Annotated in this window: 13 protein-coding genes; 12 read left to right on the top strand and 1 reads right to left on the bottom strand. The window is 33.0% G+C overall.

Annotated elements, in window-relative coordinates:
* Positions 1 to 145 precede the first annotated feature (145 nt).
* Entirely contained in the window at positions 146 to 976 is an 831-nt protein-coding gene (locus tag CLAVI_RS00625; RefSeq protein ID WP_194843654.1) for an AMP nucleosidase, read from the top strand.
* Here CLAVI_RS00625 and tkt read toward each other — a convergent pair.
* Entirely contained in the window at positions 973 to 2,976 is a 2,004-nt protein-coding gene (gene tkt / locus CLAVI_RS00630) for a transketolase (RefSeq protein WP_194843655.1), read from the bottom strand. The genes CLAVI_RS00625 and tkt overlap by 4 nt on opposite strands.
* Positions 2,977 to 3,274: 298 nt before the next feature.
* Here tkt and alaS point away from each other — a divergent pair, with 298 nt between their 5' ends.
* The 11 genes from alaS to CLAVI_RS00685 all read left to right on the top strand — a co-directional run bounded on the left by alaS (position 3,275) and on the right by CLAVI_RS00685 (position 25,286).
* Entirely contained in the window at positions 3,275 to 5,905 is a 2,631-nt protein-coding gene (gene alaS, locus CLAVI_RS00635; protein WP_194843656.1) for an alanine--tRNA ligase, read from the top strand.
* A complete protein-coding gene (mfd, locus tag CLAVI_RS00640; protein ID WP_194843657.1) occupies positions 5,881 to 9,183 on the top strand; it encodes a transcription-repair coupling factor in 3,303 nt (1,100 codons plus the stop codon). Before alaS ends, mfd begins: the two co-directional genes overlap by 25 nt.
* Positions 9,184 to 9,240: 57 nt before the next feature.
* A complete protein-coding gene (gene hemN / locus CLAVI_RS00645) occupies positions 9,241 to 10,623 on the top strand; it encodes an oxygen-independent coproporphyrinogen III oxidase (RefSeq protein ID WP_228547630.1) in 1,383 nt (460 codons plus the stop codon).
* Between the two features lie 85 nt (positions 10,624 to 10,708).
* Positions 10,709 to 12,325, top strand: coding sequence for a hypothetical protein (locus CLAVI_RS00650; RefSeq protein ID WP_194843659.1), 1,617 nt, complete (start codon positions 10,709 to 10,711; stop codon positions 12,323 to 12,325).
* Between the two features lie 211 nt (positions 12,326 to 12,536).
* Positions 12,537 to 14,168, top strand: coding sequence for a hypothetical protein (locus CLAVI_RS00655; protein ID WP_194843660.1), 1,632 nt, complete (start codon positions 12,537 to 12,539; stop codon positions 14,166 to 14,168).
* 259 nt (positions 14,169 to 14,427) lie between these two features.
* Positions 14,428 to 16,008, top strand: a complete 1,581-nt coding sequence (locus CLAVI_RS00660; protein WP_194843661.1) for a hypothetical protein — start codon at positions 14,428 to 14,430, stop codon at positions 16,006 to 16,008.
* A gap of 245 nt (positions 16,009 to 16,253) precedes the next feature.
* A complete protein-coding gene (locus tag CLAVI_RS00665) occupies positions 16,254 to 17,903 on the top strand; it encodes a hypothetical protein (RefSeq protein WP_194843662.1) in 1,650 nt (549 codons plus the stop codon).
* Between the two features lie 143 nt (positions 17,904 to 18,046).
* Positions 18,047 to 19,504 carry a hypothetical protein gene (locus CLAVI_RS00670; protein WP_194843663.1) on the top strand — a complete coding sequence of 486 codons (1,458 nt, stop codon included), beginning with the start codon at positions 18,047 to 18,049 and terminating at the stop codon, positions 19,502 to 19,504.
* Between the two features lie 334 nt (positions 19,505 to 19,838).
* Entirely contained in the window at positions 19,839 to 21,494 is a 1,656-nt protein-coding gene (locus CLAVI_RS00675; protein ID WP_194843664.1) for a hypothetical protein, read from the top strand.
* Positions 21,495 to 21,635: 141 nt separating this feature from the next.
* Entirely contained in the window at positions 21,636 to 23,291 is a 1,656-nt protein-coding gene (locus CLAVI_RS00680; RefSeq protein WP_194843665.1) for a hypothetical protein, read from the top strand.
* Between the two features lie 210 nt (positions 23,292 to 23,501).
* Positions 23,502 to 25,286: a hypothetical protein gene (locus CLAVI_RS00685; protein WP_194843666.1), complete on the top strand. Its 1,785-nt coding sequence runs from the start codon at positions 23,502 to 23,504 to the stop codon at positions 25,284 to 25,286.
* The last annotated feature ends 19 nt before the right edge of the window (positions 25,287 to 25,305 follow it).

Here is a 25,305-nt window from a genome sequence, read left to right on the forward strand (position 1 = left end):
TCAAAAAAATTGCTTTTTGTGAAGAAGTCTCTTTATTTGAAGAATATTTCTATGATTATTTTTATAATTAAAAATAAAGATACTTATTTATAAATAAATAGGTGTTAAAATATAATAGATGTTAATTTAATTAAACATATGATATATGCCTGATAAATCTTTTAATAATGAAATTAAAATCGCTTTAGATACCCTTGAACGTTATTGTGGTTCCAGTTATAAAAAATTTGGTTCATTTCTTCTCTTAACAAATTTTTCATCTTATGTAGACGATTTTTCTAAAACATACCATTGTCCTATAACTCAAGGTGCAATGTTTTCAGCTTCTCATGACCCTGATACACAAGTAAGTATACTTAATTTTGGATTAGGCTCAGCAAGTGCTGCATTAGCAGTAGATCTGTGCTCTTTTATTCCTCAGATCAAAGCTGTTATTATGCTTGGATTATGTGGGGGTTTACGGGATTACTATAAAGTAGGAGATTATTTTGTCCCAGTCGGAAGCATCAGAGGAGAAGGCACTTCTGATTTTTATTTTTCTCCTGAAGTTCCTGCTCTTGGAAATTTCATTATTCAAAAAATTATCACAAATATCTTAGATAAAGAAAAAGCTATCTATCATATAGGAATTACACACACAACTAATATTCGTTTTTGGGAATTCAACGAGCCATTTAAAAATATCCTCAAAAAAAACAAACCACAAGTCATTGAAATGGAATGCGCCACCTTATTTTCTGCTAGCTATCGAAGAGAGGTTCCTTTAGGCGCACTTCTATTAATTTCAGATCTTCCATTAACACCAGGTGGAATCAAAACTAAAGAAAGTGGAACATATGTTTTAAAAACTTTCACAAAAAATCATATTAATATGGGAATAAAAGCCTCTAAACAATTGAATAAAATTATTGGGCAAACAAAGATAAAACATCGCAGCCTATATAGCCACGATATTCCTCATATGAAAATGAATTAAAGAGCAAAAATACGCTCTAATACACTATCTACTGTAAAACCAAACTCTTCTGCTAGATCAGGCTGTGGCGCTGATGCTCCAAAAGAATCCATGGTAATAGCAATGCCATTCATTCCAATATATTTATACCAACCAAGGTCACACCCTGCTTCTATAGCAATGCGTTTGCCTAAATCACCACCAACTACAGCGTCTTGGTATGCTTTATCTTGTTCTTCAAATAACTCCCAACATGGCATAGAGATCACACGAACATCTTTTTCTAATTTTCGTAATTTATTCGCAACCTCTGTTGCTAAAAATAATTCCGACCCTGTTGCAAATAATGTATATTCAGCCTTTTCTTTTTCTTTACTGACAATATACGCCCCTCTTCCTAACCCTTCAGCATAACTACAATCTGTATTAGCAATGCTTGGAAGATTTTGTCTTGAAAGAATTAAAGCAACTGGACCCTTAGCCTTTAAAGCTGCTACCCAAGCCATTTTTACTTCATTAGCATCTGCAGGCCGTATAAGCGTTAACCCTGGCATTGCCCTTAAAGACATTAAATGTTCTACAGGTTGATGAGTAGGACCATCTTCTCCTAAAAACACAGAATCGTGGGTAAATTGATAAATAACAGGCAGTTCTGATAAAGCAGCTAATCGAATAGCATTTCTCATATAGTCAGAGAATACTAAAAAGGTCCCCCCAAAAGGACGAAAATATCCCATATATGCCAGGCCATTTAAAATCCCTGCCATTCCAAATTCTCGGATACCATATTTAATATTACCCAATGAATATTTACCTACTTCAACCTTATCTCTTTGCTTCATCCATGTACAGTCAGAACCAGAAAGATCTGCTGATCCACCTATAAAATTTTCTATTTGATCAGCTAAAGCATTAAGTAATGTTTGAGAAGCAGCTCTTCCAGAAACAGATGAAGGCAAACTAATTTCTTTAACAAAAAGTTCTGTATCAATTGGAATAAGATTTTTTTCCATTTGCTCCCAAGATGCAGCTTCTTCTGGATAAGATTTTTTCCATAATCGGTACATCTCTAACCATTTATCTTCATTTTTTTTATCTTTTTGCAATTTCTGAGAAAAGAAAGCTGTAACAGAAGAAGGAACATAAAAATCAGTCTCTACATTTGTAAAAATTTTTCTTAAAGCCTCTACTTCACTCTCTCCTAATGGCGCGCCATGAACCTTACATGTTCCTGCTTTTGAAGCTCCTTTGCCAATAATTGTATGCGCTATAACTAAGGTTGGCTTCTCTTGAGATTCTCTTATAGTAGAAATAGTTTCATGAATTTTACGAATATCATGTCCATCTACCTCTATAACGTCCCAATTATAACCAAGAAAACGAGCTGTAACATTCTCAGAACAAGAATCAGATAAATCGCCATCTAAGGTAATCTTATTAGCATCATAAATAAGTATTAAATTATTTAAACCAAAGTGCCCTGCAAAAGAACATGATTCATGATTAATGCCTTCCATAATATCTCCATCTCCTGCAAGACAAAATACCTTAGAATCAAAAATAGAATAACTAGGACGATTAAATTTTTCGCCTAAAACTTTCATTCCTAACGCCATGCCCACTGCATTAGCCACTCCTTGTCCTAAAGGACCAGTTGTTGCTTCAATTCCCTCAGTAATAGAAAATTCAGGATGTCCTGGTGTTTTAGAATGTAATTGCCGAAAATCACAAATATCATCTAATGAAATATCAAAACCAGCTAAATGCAAACACGAATAAAGCAGCATCGAAGCATGGCCAGCTGAAAGAACAAAACGATCTCTATTTGCCCATCTAGGATTTTTAGGGTTATGTTGTAATGCTTGCCCATAAAGGTAAGCCCCTAACTCTGCACACCCTAATGGTGCTCCTGGATGTCCTGAATTTGCTTTTTGAATAGCATCTATGCTTAATTGCCTTATCGTATCAGCTATTTTTTCAAACATTTTTACTTGAACATCATCTAATCCCTTAGTACTCATGTTACCAGCCTTAGTTTATTCTTTTTGGGGACTCTATCATCTGACTTAAAAATGATTTGTCAACTAAAACTCATGTTTTTTTAATTTTTTTTCTTGTTATTCACTGAACTGCTACCATTTATAATTAATGATTATTTATTGTTATTTTCATTTTAAGGCCCTAATTACAAGAAGAATAATTTTTCTGTACTTCTTTTCAACTATCCCTTTAGAATTATAAGCAATCTTAAGAGCAGCTGTATTATAAATATGTAATGCATCTCTATGATATTCTTTTTTAACAGTAATTTGTACTGGTATGGCAAGCACTTCTTTTCGGCGTCGATTTCTTGAATTTTTTAAAAATAAAAATCACACCATTGTTCCTTCATCACCTGTATTACCCCATAATGATCCTTCTCTTCTATTTGTAAATGCAGGAATGAATCAATTTAAAGATTTTTTTTTAGGCAAGGAAGCTCCTTTATATCCTCGAGCATGTTCTTCTCAAAAATGCATCCGTGTTGGGGGGAAACATAACGACCTAGAAAATGTTGGGCATACTTCTCGTCATCTTACTTTTTTTGAAATGTTAGGAAATTTTTCTTTTGGAGATTACTTCAAAGAAGATGCCATTAAAATGGCTTGGGATGTTACTTGTAATGTCTTTGAATTTGATTCAGACAAAATATGGATTTCAGTATTTGAAGAAGATGATGATTCTTTCCAAATATGGGAAAACTTCGTTCCAGCTCACCATATTGTCCGCATGGGACAAAAAGATAATTTCTGGTCGATGGCTGATAAAGGGCCCTGTGGGCCTTGCACTGAATTATTTTATGACCGTGGGCCTCAATTTGGACAAGCTACTTCTTTAGATCAAGACCATGAAGGCCATCGATTTTTAGAATTTTGGAATCTTGTATTTATGCAAAATAATCGTCTCAGCTCTACTGAAATGATTAATTTACCAAAAAAAAATGTAGACACTGGAGCAGGTCTGGAAAGATTGCTTTCATTAAAATTTGGTTTTAATTCAGTGTTTGAAACTGACATCTTTCAAACTATCATTTATAAAATTGAAGAAATTTCTGGCCAAGCTTATTCTCTTAAAAATCAAAAATCCTCTCCTGCTTTTAGAGTTATTGCTGATCATGTTCGAGCTTTATTTTTTGCAATAACAGATGGTGTTCTTCCTAGTAATACTGAACGTGGGTATATCCTTCGTAAATTAGTGCGCAGAGCTGTTCGTTATGGACGCCTGCTCAATCTTCAAAAACCATTTCTGCATAAAGTACTACCTGCTGTAATTACTGCTATGGGATCAGACTTTCCAGAATTAAAGCAAAGCCAAGATCGAGTGGCTCAGATTTTAACAGAGGAAGAAGAAGGATTCTTAAAAACACTCCATCGAGGTAAAAATTTACTTAACTCAGTTTTGGTTAACTCCCATAATTCATCTATTATTTCTGGAGATAATGCTTTTAAACTTAAAGATACCTATGGCTTTCCAATAGAAGAAATCTTATTAATAGCAAAAGATAATGAATTAACTGTTGATACAGTAAAATTTCATGCATTAGAAAAAGAAGCTCGTGAACGCTCCCGTGCTGTAAAATCTTCAACTAAAAAAGATACCTCTCTAAATTGGGATGAAATTGATGAAGCCAACCTTGTTTCTACATTCTTAGGTTATGAAAGTTGCTCAGTCTCTTCTAAAATTCTTGCGCTCATTAATGATTCAGGCAGTTGTAATACTGTTATGGAAGGAGATCTTTGTTCTATTGTATTAAAAGAAACTCCTTTTTATGCAGAAAAAGGTGGGCAAATTGGAGATTGTGGCATAATAAAAAGCTCTACAAGCATTTTTGAAGTCATTTCTACAAATTCTCCAAAAAAAGATATCATTTGCCATAAAGGACGAGTTCTTAAAGGAAATTTTACTATTAATGATGCTGTAGACGCTTCAATTAACGAAAATCATCGCCACAAAGTTTCATGTAACCATACTGCCACTCATCTCTTACATCAGGCATTACAAGAAACTATTGGTAATGAAGCTCGGCAAGCAGGATCATTTTTAGACGATACAAAAATTCGCTTTGATTTTACTTTCTCTCGCGCTCTTTCTGGAAAAGAATTAGATCAGATTCAAAACAAAGTGAATAGATCCATACGATCTAATAAACCTGTATCTATTAGTGAAGTCGACCTTACTGTAGCTTTAGCAGATGGGGAAATTAAAAGCTTATTTGGCGAAAAATATGGCGCTCAAGTCCGTGTCGTAAGCATGCTTAGCTCTAAGGAATTATGTGGCGGAACTCATACTAATTTTACAGGAAATATTGGTTATTTTCGCATTGTCAAAGAAAGTGCTGTTTCTGCTGGCATCAGACGTATAGAAGCTGTAACAGGATTAGAAGCTGAACTAGAAGCTGAGACTATGAAGCACCGATTACAGGACGTTGCTAATCTTTTACATACCCCTGATAATCTCATCGAAGAGAAAATTCAAAATTTGCTAAAAGAATATAAGATCCTGAATCAACAAAAAGAAATTCTATTAGAACAAATGATTCAACTAGAAGTACAAGCATTACTTCCTTTGATTCAAATGCATAATGGTATTCCATATTTGACTCATACGTTACCAGCTTTATCAATCTCTTTATTAAAGAAATATGCAGATGTATTTTCTAAGTTAGCTCCTTCTCTAGTTTTAGTACTTGCTGCTCAAGACACCAATAAAACTTCTGTCATATGCCAAGTTTCTAAAAATTTAATACAAATTGGTTTATCTGCTGCTCGTTTACTTAAAGAAATCTCTGGATCTATTGAAATTAAATCAGGCGGCAAAGCTGAATTTGCTCAAGGAGGTGGTCCTGCCACATCTTCTATCACCCATATCCCAACACTTGTTTATCAATGGATTTCAACCTTTATAGCTTAAATAATCTTCCTATTGAAGATTTGATTAAAATGATTCATGCTGGCACAGATGTTGTCGTGGATAAAGTTACTCCTGCTGTACAGTCATTTTTAATTGCAGGATTATTAAAAAAAATTAAATCTAATATTGTTATTGTCTCTGAAGAACCTTCTTCTAGCGTTCTTTTTCAAGATTTAGCTTTTTTTTATGGCTCACCACCTTTAGAACTACCTGCTCCAGAATGGTTTGGGAAAGAAAAAATTATTAATCCTGACCTTCTTGGAAAACGGGATTTATTATTAGAAGACTTACATAAGCAAAAAGGTCCTATTTGTTGCCTAACAAGTTTTCAAGCCTTACTTCAAAAATTACCTTCCCCTATTTCTTTAAAAGATACACATCTGCATTTGAAAAAGAATGAAAATTTTTCTTTTGACGATCTCCTTATTACTTTAGAAATTTTTGGCTATCATAAAGCCCCTATCGTTAATGAAAAAGGAGATTACGCTTGCCGAGGTGGCATTATAGACCTTTATCCACTAGCCTCTTTAGAACCCTTCCGTATTGAATTTTGGGAAGATAAAATTGCTTCTATCCGAACCTTTAATCCTGTCACTCAAATTTCTGTATTAAAACAAGATTCTCTTCTTATTACACCTGCTCAAGATCTTTCAGAAGGAAAATCCTCTGCTTCTTTATTAGACCATCTTGGGGATGATACTTTAATTATTTTTGACTCTTTAGATAGTCAAGAAGAACTTTTTTCTAAAATTGCTGGATCAATTAAACTATCCCCTTCTATCTTTTTTTCTCAGGAAGAATTATTTGAAAAAATTAAATCAAAAAGATCTCTTTATCTATTTCAAGAATCTCTGTCGACACTAACTACTACATCTCAAAAATCATCATCTTTAAAGAAAAATGAAGTTACTTTTGATTTTTTTAATAGATCTTTCACAGCAGAAAAATGGCATTCCTCTTGCTTTCCCATTACAGATCTTTGCGATCCCATTCATCCTCCTATAAATATTGCTGACTTAGTCAGTACTACTGTAGAAGCATTCAATAAAGAAGCTGGCCATCTTATCATCACATTTACTAATGATTCTGAAAAGCAACATCTGGAAACAATTTTTAGTGGAGATATGCCCTTACTTAAGGCTATTAAGATCTCTATTGAAAAAGGCTATCTTTCTTCAGGATTTTTCATTAAAAAACATAATATCGCCCTTATCTCTTTTAGTGATATTTCAAAAACAAAGAAACTTCGTAGACAAAAACAGCGCACTTATCATCATTCTGACATTCATGAAAAAATGGAGTTATCTTCTGGAGAGACAGTCGTTCATCTTAACAATGGTATTGGTCGATTTTTAGGGATTGAAAAACGTCGTAACCATTTAAATCAAGAAACAGAATATATGGTCCTAGAATATGCTGAAGGATCTAAACTATTTGTGCCTATGGACCAAGCACATCTTGTTTCTAAATATATTGGTAGTAGCACACAAAGCCCAGATCTTTATCCTTTACAAGGATCTCGTTGGAAAAAAATCAAAGCTAATACAGAACAATCTATCCTTCGTTATGCAGAAAATCTATTGCAAGTTCAAGCAGAACGTGCATCAAAAAATGGCTTTATTTACCCTCCTGCAGGGCCTTTATTTAAAGCATTTGAAGAAAGTTTTCCTTATGAAGAAACCCCTGATCAATTATTAGCACTAAATCAAATTTATGCTGACATGGAATCTTCAAAGATGATGGATCGACTAGTCTGTGGAGATGCTGGTGTAGGAAAAACAGAAATTGCTATGCGCGCAGCAATGAAAGCTGTCTTAGATGGTAAATTACAAGTTGTCTTTATGGTTCCAACAACTGTTTTAGCCATGCAGCATTATGAAACCTTTCTTCAAAGAACCAAATCTTTTGATGTCAAAATAGGCATTCTTTCTCGTTTTTGCTCTTCTAAAGAAATAAAAGAAACAAAACAACAACTAGAAGCTGGTACTATTGATATCCTAATAGGTACGCATCGTGTCATTGGTAAAGATGTGATCTTACATAATCCTGGTTTATTAATTGTTGATGAAGAACAACGATTTGGAGTCCGTGTTAAAGAGCATATTAAAAACTTATTTACTTCAATTGATTGTCTAACATTATCTGCAACACCTATCCCAAGAACTCTTTATCTTTCTCTAACAGGAGCTAGGGATCTTTCAGTGATCAATACTCCTCCATCTGATCGTTTACCAATACGTGCTGTTGTTTGTCCTTCATCACCTGAATTAATACAAAAAGCTCTTCTTCAAGAGCTATTACGGAATGGCCAATCCTACATTATTCATAACCGAATTGAAACATTATTTGGACGAGCTACTGATATACAAGAACTGCTCCCTGATGCTCGAGTGGTAGCTGCCCATGGGAAAATGTCAGCAAAAGATTTAGATCGAATATTTTTAGATTTTAAAGAAGGTCGTGCTGATATTTTAGTAGCAACTTCAATTATTGAAAATGGAATCGACATCCCTAATGCTAATACTATTTTAATAGATAATGCTGATCATTTTGGGCTGGCAGATCTCTATCAAATGCGTGGAAGAGTTGGTCGGTGGAACAGAAAAGCTTACTGTTATTTTCTCACTGATGGAAGAAGAAGTCCTATTTCTGTTTCAGCAAAACGATTAGACATCCTTACTCATACAGAACATGGTGGAGGACTAAAAATAGCTTTGCATGACTTAGAAATGAGAGGCACAGGTAATATTTTAGGAACTGAACAATCAGGACATATTTCTGCTATTGGATTCCCTCTTTACTGTAAATTATTACAAAAATCTGTGACTGCCTTACAAAACAATACTATCCCAGTATTATTTGAAAAAGATCTTAAGTTAGAAATCCCCTTTGCTGCTAAAATTCCAGAAACTTATGTAAATGAAGTCTCCCTACGGATGGACTTTTATCAACGCTTTGGTTTTGAAGATAATGAAAAGCATTTAAAATTTCTTCTCGATGAATTAGAAGATCGATTTGGCCCTCCTCCCCATGAAGTCTTATGGCTCTACCATTCAACACGATTACGTATTTTTGGATTAAAAAATGATTTCTCTATCTTAAAACTTACTGATAAAAATCTACTAGCTCAACAATCTCATGAAAAAGATAATTTTCTGCAAAAATTATTACCCATAAAAGCTTTAGATAATCCTGAAGAAACTACCAACATGATAATTAAACTATTATCTGTACAGTTTCCATTAAAAGATCCTTCATCATTTTCCCTTTCCTCATAATCTTGTTTTACTATTTTTTTGAAGTTTTTTATAACCCCATAAGAACGCAATGTGAATATGTTAGATTTAGATCTTAGTTTTTTATCAGGAAGAAAAAAACCAGCACCTCATTATCTATCTTACCCTATTTCAGATGAGTGGAAACCTATACCCGAAGCTTTTTATGAAGAAAGCCTTGCTCTCTTAAAAACAAGAGATGAAACAACATTAGCTCTTTATATTCATATTCCTTTTTGCACAGCTAACTGTTCTTATTGCCTTTGTTCAGCAATCCTTAACCGCAATCCAGAAAAAGAAGCTGAATACGTTTATTTTCTTGAAAGAGAAATAGACCTCTTATTATCTCGAATAGACAAAAAATGTAAAATTTCTTCTATATATATTGGTGGTGGCACTCCTATAAAATTATCTCACGCTTTATTAACTCGTTTGATGGAAAAAGTACTTCTTTCTTTTTCAATCCTTCCAGAAGCAGAAATTAAAATAGAGATAGACCCACAATTAATAGCACTTTCTTCAGAAGATCAGCTTTCATTTATTAAATCTTTAGGCTTTAACCGAGTAAGCTTTGGAGTTCAAGAAATACAACCTGTAGATCAGGAAGCTACTAATAAATACTCTAGTAAAGAAATGACATTAAAGTGCTTTTCTCAAGCAAAAGATAATAATTTATGCATTGATCTAGATCTTTTTTATGGGCTACCCTTTGAAACATTAAAATCTTTTTCAGAACTGACACATAATGTTATTCAGCTAATCCCAGACCGTATTTCTCTCTTTTCTTACGCTAAAATTGCCCCTAGCATAACTACCTCAGAAAAATCTAATAGCCCTTCTATGAATTCTTCTCAGATACAATTTCGAATGTATTCCAATGCACGGGAGTACTTTATTCATCAAGGCTATCTAGGTATTGGTATGGATCAGTTCGCCTTAAAAAAAGATTCTATGTCTCTAGCTTATCTTAACAAAAAACTTCAACGTAACTGCTTAGGCTATACTATTAACCCAACAGATGAATTAATAAGCATTGGAGTCTCTTCTCAAAGCTTTTTCCAAAATCGTTACACCCAAAACCATGATAACCTTACTGAATATTACAAATCTCTAGATAAACGGTCTCTTCCTGTCTCTAAAGGACATGCTCTCTCTTCTGAAGATATCCTTAGAAAATGGATTATCCATCAAATAATGTGTAATTTTCAAATAGATAAAAATGAATTTTTTAATATCTTTCAAATTATTTTTGACAACAAGTTTTCTTCTATCAATGATGACTTATTAAAAATGGAAATGATGGGATTTTTAGAAAATACTAATGATTATATTTATATTAGTGGATTAGGAGAGTTATTTATACGTGTAATCGCTATGGCGTTTGATTCATATCTATCACCATCGCGTAATAAACCAAAAAACTTATCTTCTTTATCTTTTTAATAAATAAAAAATAAAAGTATTATTGATTAATTAAATAATATCAATTATAATTCCTTTTATTATTAAATTTTATTTTTTTATTTTAATGGCGTTAGCACCTTTATCCTCAAGTAGGTCTTCTTTTCCTATCTTAACTTCAGAATCTTTCGAAATTATTAGACTGACAGAATTGCTGAAGCCCAGCTGTGTTGGAACCTCATTGACTCAAACAACTCTTCATTGGATTAAAATTTCTCAATCAGCAGAGACTATTATTATCCAAAACTGTGCTTATGAGATCCCTACAAATATACAAGCTCTACAAGAAGCTTTTACCTGCGTAGGGAAAATAATATTTCTCGCATCTCATTCAACTACATTTTCTAGCCGTTTATCCATTAAATTAGTAAAAGATGGCTTTTTATCAATGACGATGCGTCATTTATGCCCATTCCATCTTGTTCAAATGCTTGCTTCTTTAGTTCAATGTCTTAAAAATCAATTATCTTATTGTTTTTTAAACCCAGGCATTCATCCTAAACATAAAAAATTATTTTGCGCATATATAGAGTTCTCATTAATACCACTACTTCAACAAGCTCACAATTTCTACCTCAAACATCAAAATAATCATCCACAAGCACCTAGGCCAAACACAATTCCATCTCTTGTCCAATTAGCTGCTAATACTTTATTGCAAGCACCTTCAGCAAAATATGAACCACCTACACAAGCATGCGCTTGCGTGGGCTCTCATACTTGCTTTTCTGAGAATTTAGGGGGAAATCAGCTACTGCAGCAAATTTCTACAGTATTTAAAAACACTAGCTTCTTACGATGTGTGAGTCAAAGCTTACCTTCTGGCCTTAACCTAGCTAATTCAGTTTCTTGGGTTGATGGGTCACCTGAATGGAGTTTAGAAATGACATCCCCTAGCACACCCTGCCTCAGCCTCATTAATTGGGGTACATTGGTCACTCACACATTACAATTAGAATACCTACTAAAGAAAAAATTATTAACAAGCTCTTCTACTGTTGCTACGCTCAGTGGATCATCTTTTTCCATCCCTCTTCCAATAGTAATATCAAAAATGACTGGCCCTTGGTTGCAAAAACCTTATCTTATGCTACAAAAATTGGAAACAACCATGCTAGCTGGCATCATGTCATGCACCACTTCTCATCATTATTTAATGAAATGCCTTTTCTTCTTTTTAACTAATGTGCAAATAGCTCTTAATATGGAACATGGCCCTACAGAAGAACGATTAAAAGTTTCATCTATTCCAGATATAATGCTAGAGCTTATGAAAATTTTTGGAGAGACTTCTTCTGCATTCTACACAGATGTCACAACACAACCCAGTGCCAATGATATCATAAAGCTATTACAAAATGCTCCTCGTTTTATAAATAGAAAAATTAGCGTCTTGGGTAAAATTGCTGGCATGAATGGTGAATTTTGGCTTGATGGTTTCTTACATGAACTTCAACTCACCCTTCAGACTATCGAAAAAGCACTACTTGCAAAAGGTGAAGAACTAAATCTTTCTCTAAAATCTTCTTATTCACCTTTTTTGCCTAATCCTAATCTCTTGTATGATCATAAATTATCTAAAGAATATTTAGACATCCCCCCCTCTCTCTCCATAACTAAATCTATATTAAGAAAACCTTCTTCAAAGAAGAAAAAGGAGAATAAAGTTTCTTTTAAACTTTAGTTTGATTGTATGACCTTTTCTAAATAGATTTTTTATGATTTTCGTTTCGCAGTTGATCTAGCTTTTCTTAAAAGTTAATCTAGACAATTACTTTTATACTAGTGGAGCGATTACAGAAGAGACCTTACTCACTAATATCTCTATAAAAATCAAAAAGAATGAGAATGCAATAAATACTAAGTTTATTTTTTATTTATAACAATTTGTAATTATGTCTTCTTTATTTTCTAGCTTAAGAGTAGATTCTCCTGAAATACTAGCCATAGCTACACTGATAAAACAACCCATTATTACTAGCCATTCAAGAAATCCTAGCATCAAGTGGATTGACCTGTCGTATAACTCTGACTCTTTATTTTTGAATAACTCCAGCATTTGTATCTTCAATCATGAACATGAAGTAAAAACCACCTTATCTACAATAAATACATGGCTTAAATCACTACCTATAGCTTCTCTATCACAACCTCAGATCACATTTACTTGCTGCAAAAATGGGACTATTATTTTAGAAACTTCAACCCTCTCACCACCTCAAATTATCCAACTTCTTGCTTCATTAGTAGAGTGTTTAAAAACCCAGCTTCTTTACTGCTCTCAAAATACTCATATTAGCCTTTCACACCGAGAAGTGGCGTTAGCTCATATAAAAAATTTTGTAACTCCTTTGTTAGTCAAATTACAAACAACTTACGCGAGTTATACTATCAAAAGCACTGAAAGATCCACTTCGCCATCTTCATTAACAAGCTTATCCACAATAGCACTACTAAAAGCACCCCTTCCTCACTTACCAACTCCCCCTACTAGTTGTGATTGTAAAGAAACTCACCAGTGCTTAAATGAATTCATAGAAAGCCATCTAGAATTAAAACAATTATCGTCATTACTGAACAAATTATCTTTTACTGAAGAACTTTTCTTAACAATGAATCAAAAGCTTAGCCTCACAGTAAAACCTTTTTCCAAAAAAGGTAGGCACACACTTATGCTACAAAGTTCTAGCCCAGCAAATTCAGAACTTAACCTTCTCCCTCTTACAATGAATCCTAATGACATTATTTCATTACAAAGCATTATAAAAGAACAACTGACTAGTCAGTATCTTGCCTCATTTTTATCAACCCCTAATCATTGCAAAGTTTGTCCATCTATACTTTTAAAAAAAATGATAGGCCCTTGCTTAAATCACCAATACCAAGAACTTTTGACAATTAAACATCAATTATCTCATGATCTTTTACACTTTACAAACTACAGAGAAGCAACTTTCTTAAATACAATCAGCTTTTGTCTTCTTGAAATTATTGCTCTATTTTCTGGAAAAAAATGTCAAAGCACATCTCCATTTACCCTTCACTCTGTTGAAGAGACTGTAAGTAAACTCTTACATTCACTTGCTTCTTTCTCTAGCACAGCCTCTTTCCTCCTCAAGCATTCTCAACCTCATAACATAAAAACCATCTTGCAAAATCTTCAGAAAAAAACCCGTCATACAAAAAGAAAAATAACACTTTTACAAAAAGTTGCTCAGGTAAATACAGAACCATGGCTTGAGGATTTTTTAAAAGAAGTTTTCAACACTGCACTTTCTACCCATAAAACTTTATTGGAACAGGCTAGAAAATTAAAATTAATTATTGATTTAGAATATAATCCAGCTCAACTAACAACAATTGACTACGCTACGCCTCTTTCTTTACAATTTCTTCTCCTGGAAGAAACAGCTTCTTTTTCTACTAAATCTTCTCTTCGCACAAACACTCCTAGAAAACTGCATGTTTCATTTTCTGAAGATCCAGATGAAATTCAATGGTTTGATCCAAAAGATACTATAAATTAATTTTTTAATAATCATAGAAATATTTTCTTATTCAAATAGAAAGATTTTCTTATTAAAATAATTCGATTTGCAACTATACTTCTTTATTAATTTGTGTTATCTATTGTTCTCACATCTAACTCCTTAGAAACAAAAAAAGTATTTTTTTCATAAAACTTAACTCATGAATACCTCTATCGCCAAATGCAATCCTAGATTTATCTCTTAATGCCTCTTTATCCTTTGTTTAAATATTTTCATAAATCAACTGAAGTAAAACATGTCTTCATCATCATTATTTTTAACACCAGATTCTTCAGCAGTAGAAGAACTATGCACTGTATTAGCACCCACTACAGTAGATTTAAAAAGTGGTTGCCCCATCTTTTACTGGGTAACTGTTGAATATAATTGCTATGGTATCACGCTTACACAAAAAACTATGAAATTGCCTGATCAGGCTGCATCATTGAACAAGTCTTTGGACAATTTAAAAAAAATCTTGTCCTCCCTTTTTTCCTTAGATTTTTTTAAAAACCCTCTTTGTTTAACCTACTTAAGGGATACTGCACCTGCATGGCATAGCCCACCATTGTCACCATTAAATATTTTCCAAATACTGGCATCTTTAGTTGTCTTTCTAAAAAATCAGCACCTTTATTGTTCTCAAGACCCTTCTCTACTTCCTTCAGATAGAGAGGCACTTTTAATGAGATTACACTATTCTATAATGCCTATATTAGAAAATGCAAAGAGTAGATTTATAACATCTTCACCTAATCTATATGCTTGTCATTCTACATCCTTTGTTCCTTCTCTACAAAGTTTAGCAGCTTTAGCTGTATTACATACCCCCCTTAACCAAGAAGATTCCCCTCCTAGTCATTGCTCATGTCGCTCTCTTCATCTTTGCTTCAGCGATGACTTAAAAGCCCATCCTGCTATTACAATGCTTTCTCCATTAATAAGAGCAGCTTTTGAAAACGTTTCCTTAGCTACACTAGCAAATTCTCATCTAACCCTAAGCTTAGCTGTTACATTAGGAGAGAAGCCCCCCACTCTTACCTTAGAACAGAGCTCTTCATTTTTGCCCTTCCTTAACCTTCTTCCTTTATCTTTTGGTGGCAAAAATGACATACAACTAAGAAGATTAATTCAGGAAAGACTCACTCTTACAGCACTTTCTTATCCACAAATGAAAGGCCTTAATTCTTTTATTCCTCAACAAGCTCTGATTGAAAAATTTTCAGGCCCTCTCTTAATGGAACCTTATGAATTACTAAAGACCATGAGAGGACACTTTCGCTCATCTACAACCCTCTACTTACCCCGTCATATTTTTATAATGAGTACTATGAATGAATTTTTCTTGAAAACATTAACTGCGTTCTCTTATGAAGAATCTTCTTTAGCAGCACCTTTACAAGTTCGCTCTATTACAAAAATCATTACCAAGACTGTACAATCACTCTTAGAGGTTTCTTCTCAATCAATATATATTTTGAAACACCCTAATCAGGATCATCAACAAATACTTGCGCAATTAGCTGACAAACAGTCTCATTGTATAATCAAAAATATCGCTCTTTTAACTAAAGTTGCCCATATGTCTATTGAACATTGGCTCTTAGACCTTTTGTCAGAAATGAAAAATAGCTTACTTTTAGGCCACGATCTCTTGCTATCTACAGCTACTACATTTGGTATTGATCTTGCTCCTATTTCCAATCCTTTAACAAGTTCTCCAGAAGCTCTTTTATCTTTGCAAAATCTACAAATAGCAACAGGAAGCTCTACAAGATCCTCTGCTTTAAAAAATAAGCCTCATAAAAAATTGAAGGTATCTTTTCTCCAAAATTAACCACTATTTGACAATTTGACATTACAGCATGCCCAAAAGACATATTTCAATAGGAATATGTCTAAATTTGGCTTCTATCTTTTTGACATTTATTAATTGATAAATATCTTCTTCATAATATTTACTACCCTTTTAGATTGCCAAAGGCAATTCCACTCCTAAGATTATCTTCAGCATAGTTTTTTTAAATTGATCTATCATATTAATTATCATAAGCTTGTTTTAATGAATTAATAATATCTTTAATGAGCATTCCATTGTCTTTAAATCCTATTTTAGGCCCTTCCTCTCCAATTGTTTCTGCATTAGCAGAAACCATCCCCTATTCTGTAGTTGCTAACACTGGTATTCCTATAATTGGCTGGATTCGTCTTTCTTTTAATAAAAAATCTATAACGTTTTCTGAAGCGTTTTATATTATTCCAGCAAAGGCCTTTCTCATCAGAAATAACTTACTAACAATCTCCATACTTACATCTATCTTATCTACTTCAGTAGGTTTTTATTTTCCATTAAAAATCTATTGCTACAAAGACACTGTTCAAAAAACCTTCACAGTTGCTTCTAGAAGCCAAGTTATACAACTATTATCTTCAACTACAAGTTATCTAAAAACTCAGTTATTTTATTATTTACAGCATGATCAAATCCCATCAACTATTAAAACTTGTATTATTAAAAAAATCCTTCCCCACATTCCTGCGATAGAACAATCACTCAAAACTACTTTTTTAAACCTACATACACTATCAAAAATAAATACACAGCATGCCCTAACTCCTCCATCATTAATAACTTTATCTACATTAACTGTGTTAAAAATTCCTACCTCGCAATCCAATAACCATTCTAGCAATCTTTTAACTATGAGTAACTTAAGCTCTTCTATTATCAAAATGCTATCACCATTCCTAAGAAGTATTTTTCAAAAAAATCAAATGGCACAAATAGCTTACGATTATTTAGAATTACAAATAACTTCTAAAGAAAGTTCAGATATTTATGAACTTGCCCTAAAAGCTACCCCTGGCTACCTATCTTGTTTAAATTTGCTCTCTTATACAAAAAAGCGCTTTCACACAGCTGCAATAACAGTCATTTTACAAAAACAATTTTTAGAACATGCATTAACAATCTTTTCAATAAATTCTTGCTTTTCTATTTGTTGTAAAAATGCATTAAAAACCAAACTTCTTGGGTATAACCTTTTGCAGGCATATGAAAAATTAGCCATAATTGCACGCAGCTTCACACTCTCCTATCCATTTTTAAGCAAAAAAGATAACCACTTAATAAATATACTCTGGAATGGTTTTTCGAATATGTTAACCCCTCTGTCTCTACCAATCCCTTCTTCAATTGAAACAGTACAGCTTAACTCTACATCTTATCTAATGGATCAGATCGCAGAAGATCTGTTACTCCTGTCATTTACCTTATTCTTTTATCTAGAAAATCCCTCTTTTTTGAAAAAAGAAGAAGTTTTAAAACAACTACAACAAGTAGAAAAATTTACATGTCGATCTGTAAATTATCTTCAAAAAATATCTCTTATAAGTCACAGCCCTTGGATGCAAGATTTTTTATTAGAATTAACAAACACTTTAAAAAGCGCTAAAAACGCATTAGAAGAAAAAGCTTCTACCCTTGACGCGCCATTACATTTGATACAAATGTCTTATTTAGATGATTATATCTATAAAAAAGCCCTATCTACAGAATATCTATCTGATGCAATTCCAGCCCCTATAACTCATTCTTGTCTCAAATCATCTTCTGTTCATCCCAGCCACCCTTTAAGCACAGCCTCAAATTTACCTTTCATTACAGAACCTAAAAATCAATCATCTTACTCTAAAGGGAAAGACTCTTATCGAGTAAATTTTAGCCTCTAGCATTAGTCACAAACGCTTTCATAAGCTTTACCTATTTATATTTAAAGTATTGTTAAATTATTAATTTAAATTAATATAAATTAACAATTATTTCCTAATTAGGATAAAATATTTCATTTTAATACTAATGTTTTTTTTACACTATGTCCATTTCTCTTTTAGGGCCACAATCTTCAGAAATATTAACTTTAGCTATTTTGATGCCCTATTCTTCAGTCGATGTTGAAACAAAAATGCCTGTAATTGGTTGGATTAAGGCTTCTCTTCATCACTCCACTATAATTTTAAAAGATCATCTTTATACTTGCCCTACTGACGCCTCTCTTTTAAAAGAAACTATCCAAACCATATCTCAAGCACCATATTTCACATCTCATTCAATACAGTCCCATTTTCCTTACAAGATTAGTTGCCTTTTCAGCGATTTTCAAACAACCTTCTCAATTACTCAGCCTATACAGCTTCTCCAACTATTATCTTCATTATTAGGCTATCTTAAAACTCAGGTTTTGTATTCCTCACTACGCAGGCATGTTTCAACTATTAACAAAAAAAGCTTATTAAGCGATATTACGCCTTCTATATTGGCAGCTCAACAACACCTCCAAACCTTATTTTTAGATCTTCAAGCAACATCACCAATAGAATCATCCTTACACTCATCTTCTCCACCTGCCTTAACCACCTTAGCTTCATTAGCTGTATTAAAGCTGCCAACTATTCAGCCTAAAGATTCTATTAAACACTGTTCATGCACTAACATACATAGGTGTTTTGATGAGAATTTGCAAAATCATTCAACTATAAAAATACTCTCTCCGTTACTAAGAAGCATGTTTTCATTAAATGAGTTATTTAATAATGCGCATCAATCTTTAGAATTAAAATGTTCTTTCTTAAAAGATAACGAAACACCTTTTATTACCTTAGAAGCTTATGATCCAAAAATAGCACCTTTAAAATTGCTTTCCTACACAACAAAATGTTCCCACACAATAACAACAACTAGAATTATACAAAGTCAGATCATGCAACAAGCTCTTGCTTCTCCTTTGATACACCCTCCTACTACGTCTCTTTCCATGAACCTTTTAACCAGCAAACTACTGGGAAATGATCTATATTTGGAATATGAAGAATTAGTTAATATTAAAAGAAATTTTAGACTTGCCTCTGTATCATATATGAGCCCACGAGACGAACAGATAATAAATTTACTCATACAAAGATTATCTAACATGCTCGAACCATTACCTCAACCAACTTCTTTTTCAACCGCATCTTTATATACTCAATCTCTTTCTACTTGCATATGGAGACTCTTAAACCTTCTTTTTGAGCTTTCTAATAATTTATACTCTTATGTAAAAGAGCCTTCCCCAGAGAAGAAAAAACTCTTTTTATCAAGTCTAAAATTCTCAGAAAAAAAGGTTCCACGGAAACTAGATTATCTTAACAAGGTCATGTTAATGAATCAGGAACTATGGCTTAAAGATTTTTTATTTTCAGTAGAAAGCACTATAAATACTGCTCAAAAGAAATTAACAGAAGTCGCTTCTAGACCTAATATGCATCTTGATCCTAATCTTGTTGTCCAATAGATTTACCTACAAAATATCTCACCTCAGCAACCTCTGCTCCTGTCACTCATTCTTGCTTAAAAAAACCTTGGACATCTAAGAATTACTCCTAATCATCTATAAGTTTTTCCTTACATTTCAATGTGGATCATCATTATGACCATGAAGAGGCCAGCGATTTAGCTGAAAGCTCTTAACACCTCACAACAATAGACTTGCCTCCTCATTTAAATATTATAAAACAATATTTTTTTTTATTGTAAAAAATAATGAATCATTAATTTAAAAGAGTAAAAACTAACAACTATTACTCTTTTTACTTTAAAATAGTTTGATCTTGTATTTTTTTTAAACTATGTCCATCTCTTTTTTAAATTCACAATCTGCAGAAATATTAATTTTAACTGCTTTAATGCCCTCTTCTTCAGTGGATATTGAAGCAAAAGGTCCTGTAATTGGTTGGATTCAAGTTTCTAGTAATAGGGCTGCTATCATTTTCAAAGAACATCTATATACTTTTCCGACTGACAACCTATTTTTAATAGAAATTATTCAAGAAATATGTAATATATCATTGCTAATATCCACTTCAAAAAAATCTCTTTTTCCTTTAAAGATTAACTGTTTTAGTAGCGATTTAAAAAAAACATTAATAATTACCCACCCTCTTCACCTTCTTCAACTATTATCTTCAACGTTAGGATATCTTAAAACTCAGGTTCTTTACTCCTCACTACAAACACATATTTCAATTCTTAACAAAAAATCCTTACTACAACACCTTTTGCCAATTATATCGTCTGCCCAACAACAACTAAAAGTCATATTTTTAAACCTTCAAACTTTATCATCAGTAAAATCGTTACCTTCATCTGTACATTCCCTAACCACCCTAGCTTCATTAGCCGCATTACAGCTGCCAAATATTCATCCCCAATATTCTATTCCGTCCTGTTCATGCACTGAAGTACATATATGTTTTGATGAAAATTTTAAGGATCATTCAATTATAAGAAATCTCTCTCCATTACTAAGAAACATTTTTCAACTAAATGAATTATTTAATGTTGCACATCAATACTTAGAACTACAATTTTCTTTCTTACCAAATGAAGAAATACCCATTCTTACCCTAGAAAATAGTCTCCATCAAATAGCACCATTGAACTTAATCCCTTATGCAACAAAATGGGACCACCTAATAACAATGAAAAGAATTGTACAAAGTAAGATCATGCAACAAATTCTTGCTTCTTCTTTGATAACTGCTACTCCCATACCTTTTTCCACCAATGCTATAACAAGCAAATTGCTAGGAAATGATCAATACTTTGACTATGCATCATTATTAATCCATATTGGGAAAAATTTTACCCTTGCATCTCTCTTATACATGAGCCCCAGAGATAATTGCGTAATGAATGTCCTGCTTCAAGGGTTATCTAATATTCTCATGCTATTATCTCAACCATCTCACTTTTCACCAGAACCTTTTCATGGTACAGCTACACATAATCTTAATAAAAATCTCTTGAATCATCTTTTTGACCTTTCTTTTAATGTATATTCTTATTTAAAAAACCCTTCCTTAAAAAGGGAACAAAAAATTTTAGCATATCTAAAATCCAGAGAGAGAAAGACACTCCGAACCCTAAATTATCTTATAAAAGTGATGACTATGAATCAGGAGGTATGGCTCAAAGATTTACTGTCAGAAGTAGAAAGCTCTTTGAAAACTGCTAAAAATAGATTAAAAGAAAAGGCTTCTAGCCTTAATATGATACTGGATCCTAATCAAACATATCCTATCGATAAAGATCTTTTTTATTCCTCAGATTTACCTACAGGATATATAGCTGCAGTAACCTCTGCTCCTATAACCCATTCTTGCCTAAAAACATCCTCTGTTAACTCAACCATACCTTCTAGATCTAAGCATTTCTTAAAATCATCTGTACGCTTTTCCTTAAATTTAAATACTCATCATGATGATGCCTCTGAAAGCCTCTAACACCTCTCAAAAATAAGCTTGCGCCACTATCGTTTAGATATTAAAAACAACATGTTATAGTTTTTTTTAAACAATAAAATTATGTTTTGTAATACCATTGTTTGATCTTTATATAATAATTGTTATTCTTTTTTTTTAACTATGTCCATTTCTCTTTTAGACGCACAATCTTCAGAAATACTCACTCTATCTTCTTTAATGCCATATTCTTCAGTGAATGTTGAAACAAACAGTCCTATAATTGGCTGGATTAATACTTCTCTAGCTAACCCCATGATAACTTTACAAGAACACTGCTACGCTTACCCTGATGATGCCATGCTTTTAAAAAACACTATCCAAAAGATATCTAGAATTGCATCACTAATATCTACTTCAATACAATTGCCTTTTCCTTTAAAGATTAGCTGCCTTTTCAATAATTTACAGACCCCCTTGACAATTACTCACCCTATTCATCTTCTCCAATTCTTATCTTCAGCATTAGGATATCTTAAAACGCAGGTTTGCTATTCCTCACTACGGACGCATGTTTCAGCTATTAACAAAAAAAGCTTATTAAGCGATATTGTACCTTCTATATTGGCGGCTCAAAACCACCTAAAAATCATATTTTTAGATCTTCAAGCAACATCACCAATAAAATCCTCCTTACATTCATTTTCTCCACCTTCCCTAACCACCTTAGCTTCATTAGCTGTATTAAAGCTGCCAACTATTCAGCATGAAGACTCTGTTCCACCCTATTCAGGTAAGCAAGTAGATATGTGTTTTGATGAGCATTTGCAAAATCATTCAGCTATAAAAAAACTCTCTCCATTACTAAGAAGTATTTTTAAATTACATGAGTTATTTAATATCGCGCATGAATCTTTAGAATTAAGATTTTCTCTAACACCAAATAAAGAAACATCTTGTATTACACTAGAAGCCACTTACGCGCCAATAGCATCTTTAAATTTGCTCTCTTTCACAACAAAATGGAGCCACATAATAGCAACAACTAGAATAATACAAAGTCAGATCGCGCAACAAGCTCTTGCTTCTCCTTTGATAAACCCTTCTTCTACATCTCTTTCCATGAACGTTTTAACCAGCAAACTACTGGGAAATAATCGATATTTAGAATATGAAAAATTAGTTATTTATGCCAAAAATTTTAGACTTGCTTCTCTATTACTTATGAGCCCAAGAGATGACATGATCATAAATGTAATCATACAGATGCTATCTAACTTTCTCTCACAATTGTCTAAACCAGTTCATTCTTCAAATGGCCCCTTAAACCTTTCCTCTACAGATGCTTGCATTTCTAGCCTCTCACAGTATTTTTCAATCTTTGCTTTTAATTTATACACTTATTTACAAAACCCATCTTTAGAAACAGATAAAATGTTTCTGTCATTCTTACGATCGATAGAAAAAAGGCTATTCCGAACACTAAATTATCTTCAGAAGGCCATGGTAATGAATCAAGAATTATGGCTTAAAGATTTTTTCTCCTCACTAAAAAGCACTATAACTACTACTCAAAGTAGATTAAAAGAAAAGGCTTCTAGCCTTAATATGACAATCAATCCTAATCCATCATCCCCCATTGATCCTACTCTTATTTACTCAGAAGATTTACCTACAGGATATATAGCTACAGTAACCTCTGCTCCTATAACCCATTCTTGCTTAAAAAAATCTTCCTTATCTCAGCATCCCATTGAATTAGTAGATGGAGGCTTTTCTGAAAAAAACTCACCTACTTGCATGAAAAAAAAACTTTCAGTAACTTTTCTCCTCGATTGAAATAGATATCCTCAGCATATCCTTGAAGACTCTACAGATCAGCCTTAAAGTCGCAGTTTCTAATTATTAATGCTCTTAAACCTACCTTGCTTCTCATAGTAATATATTATTATAATCAAAAAATTTAACAATATAATATTTTCTTTTATGTTGATTCAAATTATTTACAAAAAGAAAATGATTTATTAATTTAATTATTTTACTAAAAATATGTCTTCTTCTCATTTTCTTTTAACTACACAATCTAATGAAATAACTGCATTAAAAGAGATCATTCCTCCTTCTTGCCTTGAGCTTAGCTCATCATCTTTATATCTTGCTCGTTCAGCATCCTTATCTTTTGCTCGTTCATTACCTTCATCTCTTCCTTGCTCATCATCTCTATATCTTGGTTGGATTTCATTTTCTTGCACCCCAACATCTATAAGTTTTGCTGATCATCTGTATCCTCTTCCAAAAAAAAATGCTATCTTAAAAAATGCTTTAGCAACAATCAAAAGCATAACATTTGCTCTGTCTGGCTCAATGTATTTCTCTTTCCCTCTCCAAGTATGTTATTCAAAAAAAGGCGTTAAGAAAACGTTATCCATTTCACACCCCACACAGGTTGTGCAATTATTATCTTCAGCAATAAGCTACCTAAGAACTGAACTACTCTATTATTTACAAAGTAAAACCCTCATAGGTGAAACCAAACTTTTTATACTTCACCAGACTTTGCCTCACTTACCACATCTAGAAGAAGCGTTAAAAGTTACATTTTTATACCTGCAAAAACAGCTCCCAATAAGTTCCCCTATCTCTTTAACGATTCCATCGTTAACAACATTGGCTACATTAGCTGTATTAAAAACTCCTTTTCCCCTCTCCAATAATACTTCTAATAGCGTTTCAGAAAACGCGCCATTAAACCTACTAACTATCACAAAGTTATCACCATTACTAAGATCTATTTTTAAAAACAACAGCCTCCCTTATGCCGCACAGGAATGTTTAGCACTAAACATAGAACCCACTGAAAATTACGATCTTTTCCTAACCCCTGTACCTAGCATCCTATCTCCCTTATATTTAATGTCATGTGCACAAAAACAGATGCATTCAACAGCAATAAAAGTAACTATCCAAAAACAAATTCTAAGATATGCATTAGCTCTGCCATCAATAAATCCTAGCCCTTCTCTTATGCCTATACAGACATTAGAGAATAAACTCCTTGGCCCTAATCTTTTTGATATATATGAATCCTTATCAACCCTTTATCCTAGCTTTATAAGTGCCTTTGCAAGGTTAACTAAAGAAGATGACTTGTTAATCAACGTTCTCTTTCTTAGTTTATCTAAAATTTTAACCTCACTATCCCATCAAAGCACTTCCAACACAGAAATTATACAACTAAAATATCTTCCATTCAGATTAAAAAATTCTTTTATCCTTCTTTTAAATGTATATGATAAATTAATCATGCACTCAAACAACAGCTCCTCTTTAAAAAAAGAACAGCTTATAAAATGGATCGACTATACAACCCTACATACAAGTCGATCTATACATTATCTTGTAAGAATTACATCTATAGATCATGACCCTTGGGTGAATGATTTTTTATTAGAATTAAAAAATACTTTTACCAAAATTAAAAATGCATTAGAAAGCAAAGCCTCTGATTTTGGTATCTCATTATCCCTTGAAGAAATACCTTCTTTCGCTGATCCTTGTACATACCCACACACACTGCCTACAGAATATCTATCTGATGCAATTCCAGTACCCATCTCACATTCCTGTCTTAAGCCATTTTCCACTGAATCCTCAGCTTTACCAAGCATGTTAGGCGCTACAACTACATCCTCTCTCTCCACAAACAAACACTCTCATCGAGTTACTTTTAATCCAGACTTAACTAATTCCCGACCCTATACCATTAATAACTCCTTGTCTTCTTCATATTTAGGATGTCTACCAAATGCCATGTGTAGCCTTTTTAAAAAATGATAAATAAAGCTATATATAC

It is taken from the genome of Candidatus Clavichlamydia salmonicola, assembly GCF_015356765.1.
In the GTDB taxonomy this organism is placed as follows: Bacteria; Chlamydiota; Chlamydiia; order Chlamydiales; family Chlamydiaceae; genus Clavichlamydia; species Clavichlamydia salmonicola.

Excerpts from the sequence above, each read along its gene's own strand:
- mfd (WP_194843657.1), top strand. The coding sequence starts at position 5,881 with ATGGATTTCAACCTTTATAGCTTAAATAATCTTCCTATTGAAGATTTG.
- alaS (WP_194843656.1), top strand. The coding sequence starts at position 3,275 with ATGGCAAGCACTTCTTTTCGGCGTCGATTTCTTGAATTTTTTAAAAAT.
- CLAVI_RS00650 (WP_194843659.1), top strand. The coding sequence starts at position 10,709 with ATGGCGTTAGCACCTTTATCCTCAAGTAGGTCTTCTTTTCCTATCTTA.
- CLAVI_RS00660 (WP_194843661.1), top strand. The coding sequence starts at position 14,428 with ATGTCTTCATCATCATTATTTTTAACACCAGATTCTTCAGCAGTAGAA.
- CLAVI_RS00680 (WP_194843665.1), top strand. The coding sequence starts at position 21,636 with ATGTCCATTTCTCTTTTAGACGCACAATCTTCAGAAATACTCACTCTA.
- CLAVI_RS00655 (WP_194843660.1), top strand. The coding sequence starts at position 12,537 with ATGTCTTCTTTATTTTCTAGCTTAAGAGTAGATTCTCCTGAAATACTA.
- CLAVI_RS00665 (WP_194843662.1), top strand. The coding sequence starts at position 16,254 with ATGAGCATTCCATTGTCTTTAAATCCTATTTTAGGCCCTTCCTCTCCA.
- tkt (WP_194843655.1), bottom strand. The coding sequence starts at position 2,976 with ATGAGTACTAAGGGATTAGATGATGTTCAAGTAAAAATGTTTGAAAAA.
- hemN (WP_228547630.1), top strand. The coding sequence starts at position 9,241 with ATGTTAGATTTAGATCTTAGTTTTTTATCAGGAAGAAAAAAACCAGCA.
- CLAVI_RS00670 (WP_194843663.1), top strand. The coding sequence starts at position 18,047 with ATGTCCATTTCTCTTTTAGGGCCACAATCTTCAGAAATATTAACTTTA.
- CLAVI_RS00625 (WP_194843654.1), top strand. The coding sequence starts at position 146 with ATGCCTGATAAATCTTTTAATAATGAAATTAAAATCGCTTTAGATACC.
- CLAVI_RS00675 (WP_194843664.1), top strand. The coding sequence starts at position 19,839 with ATGTCCATCTCTTTTTTAAATTCACAATCTGCAGAAATATTAATTTTA.
- CLAVI_RS00685 (WP_194843666.1), top strand. The coding sequence starts at position 23,502 with ATGTCTTCTTCTCATTTTCTTTTAACTACACAATCTAATGAAATAACT.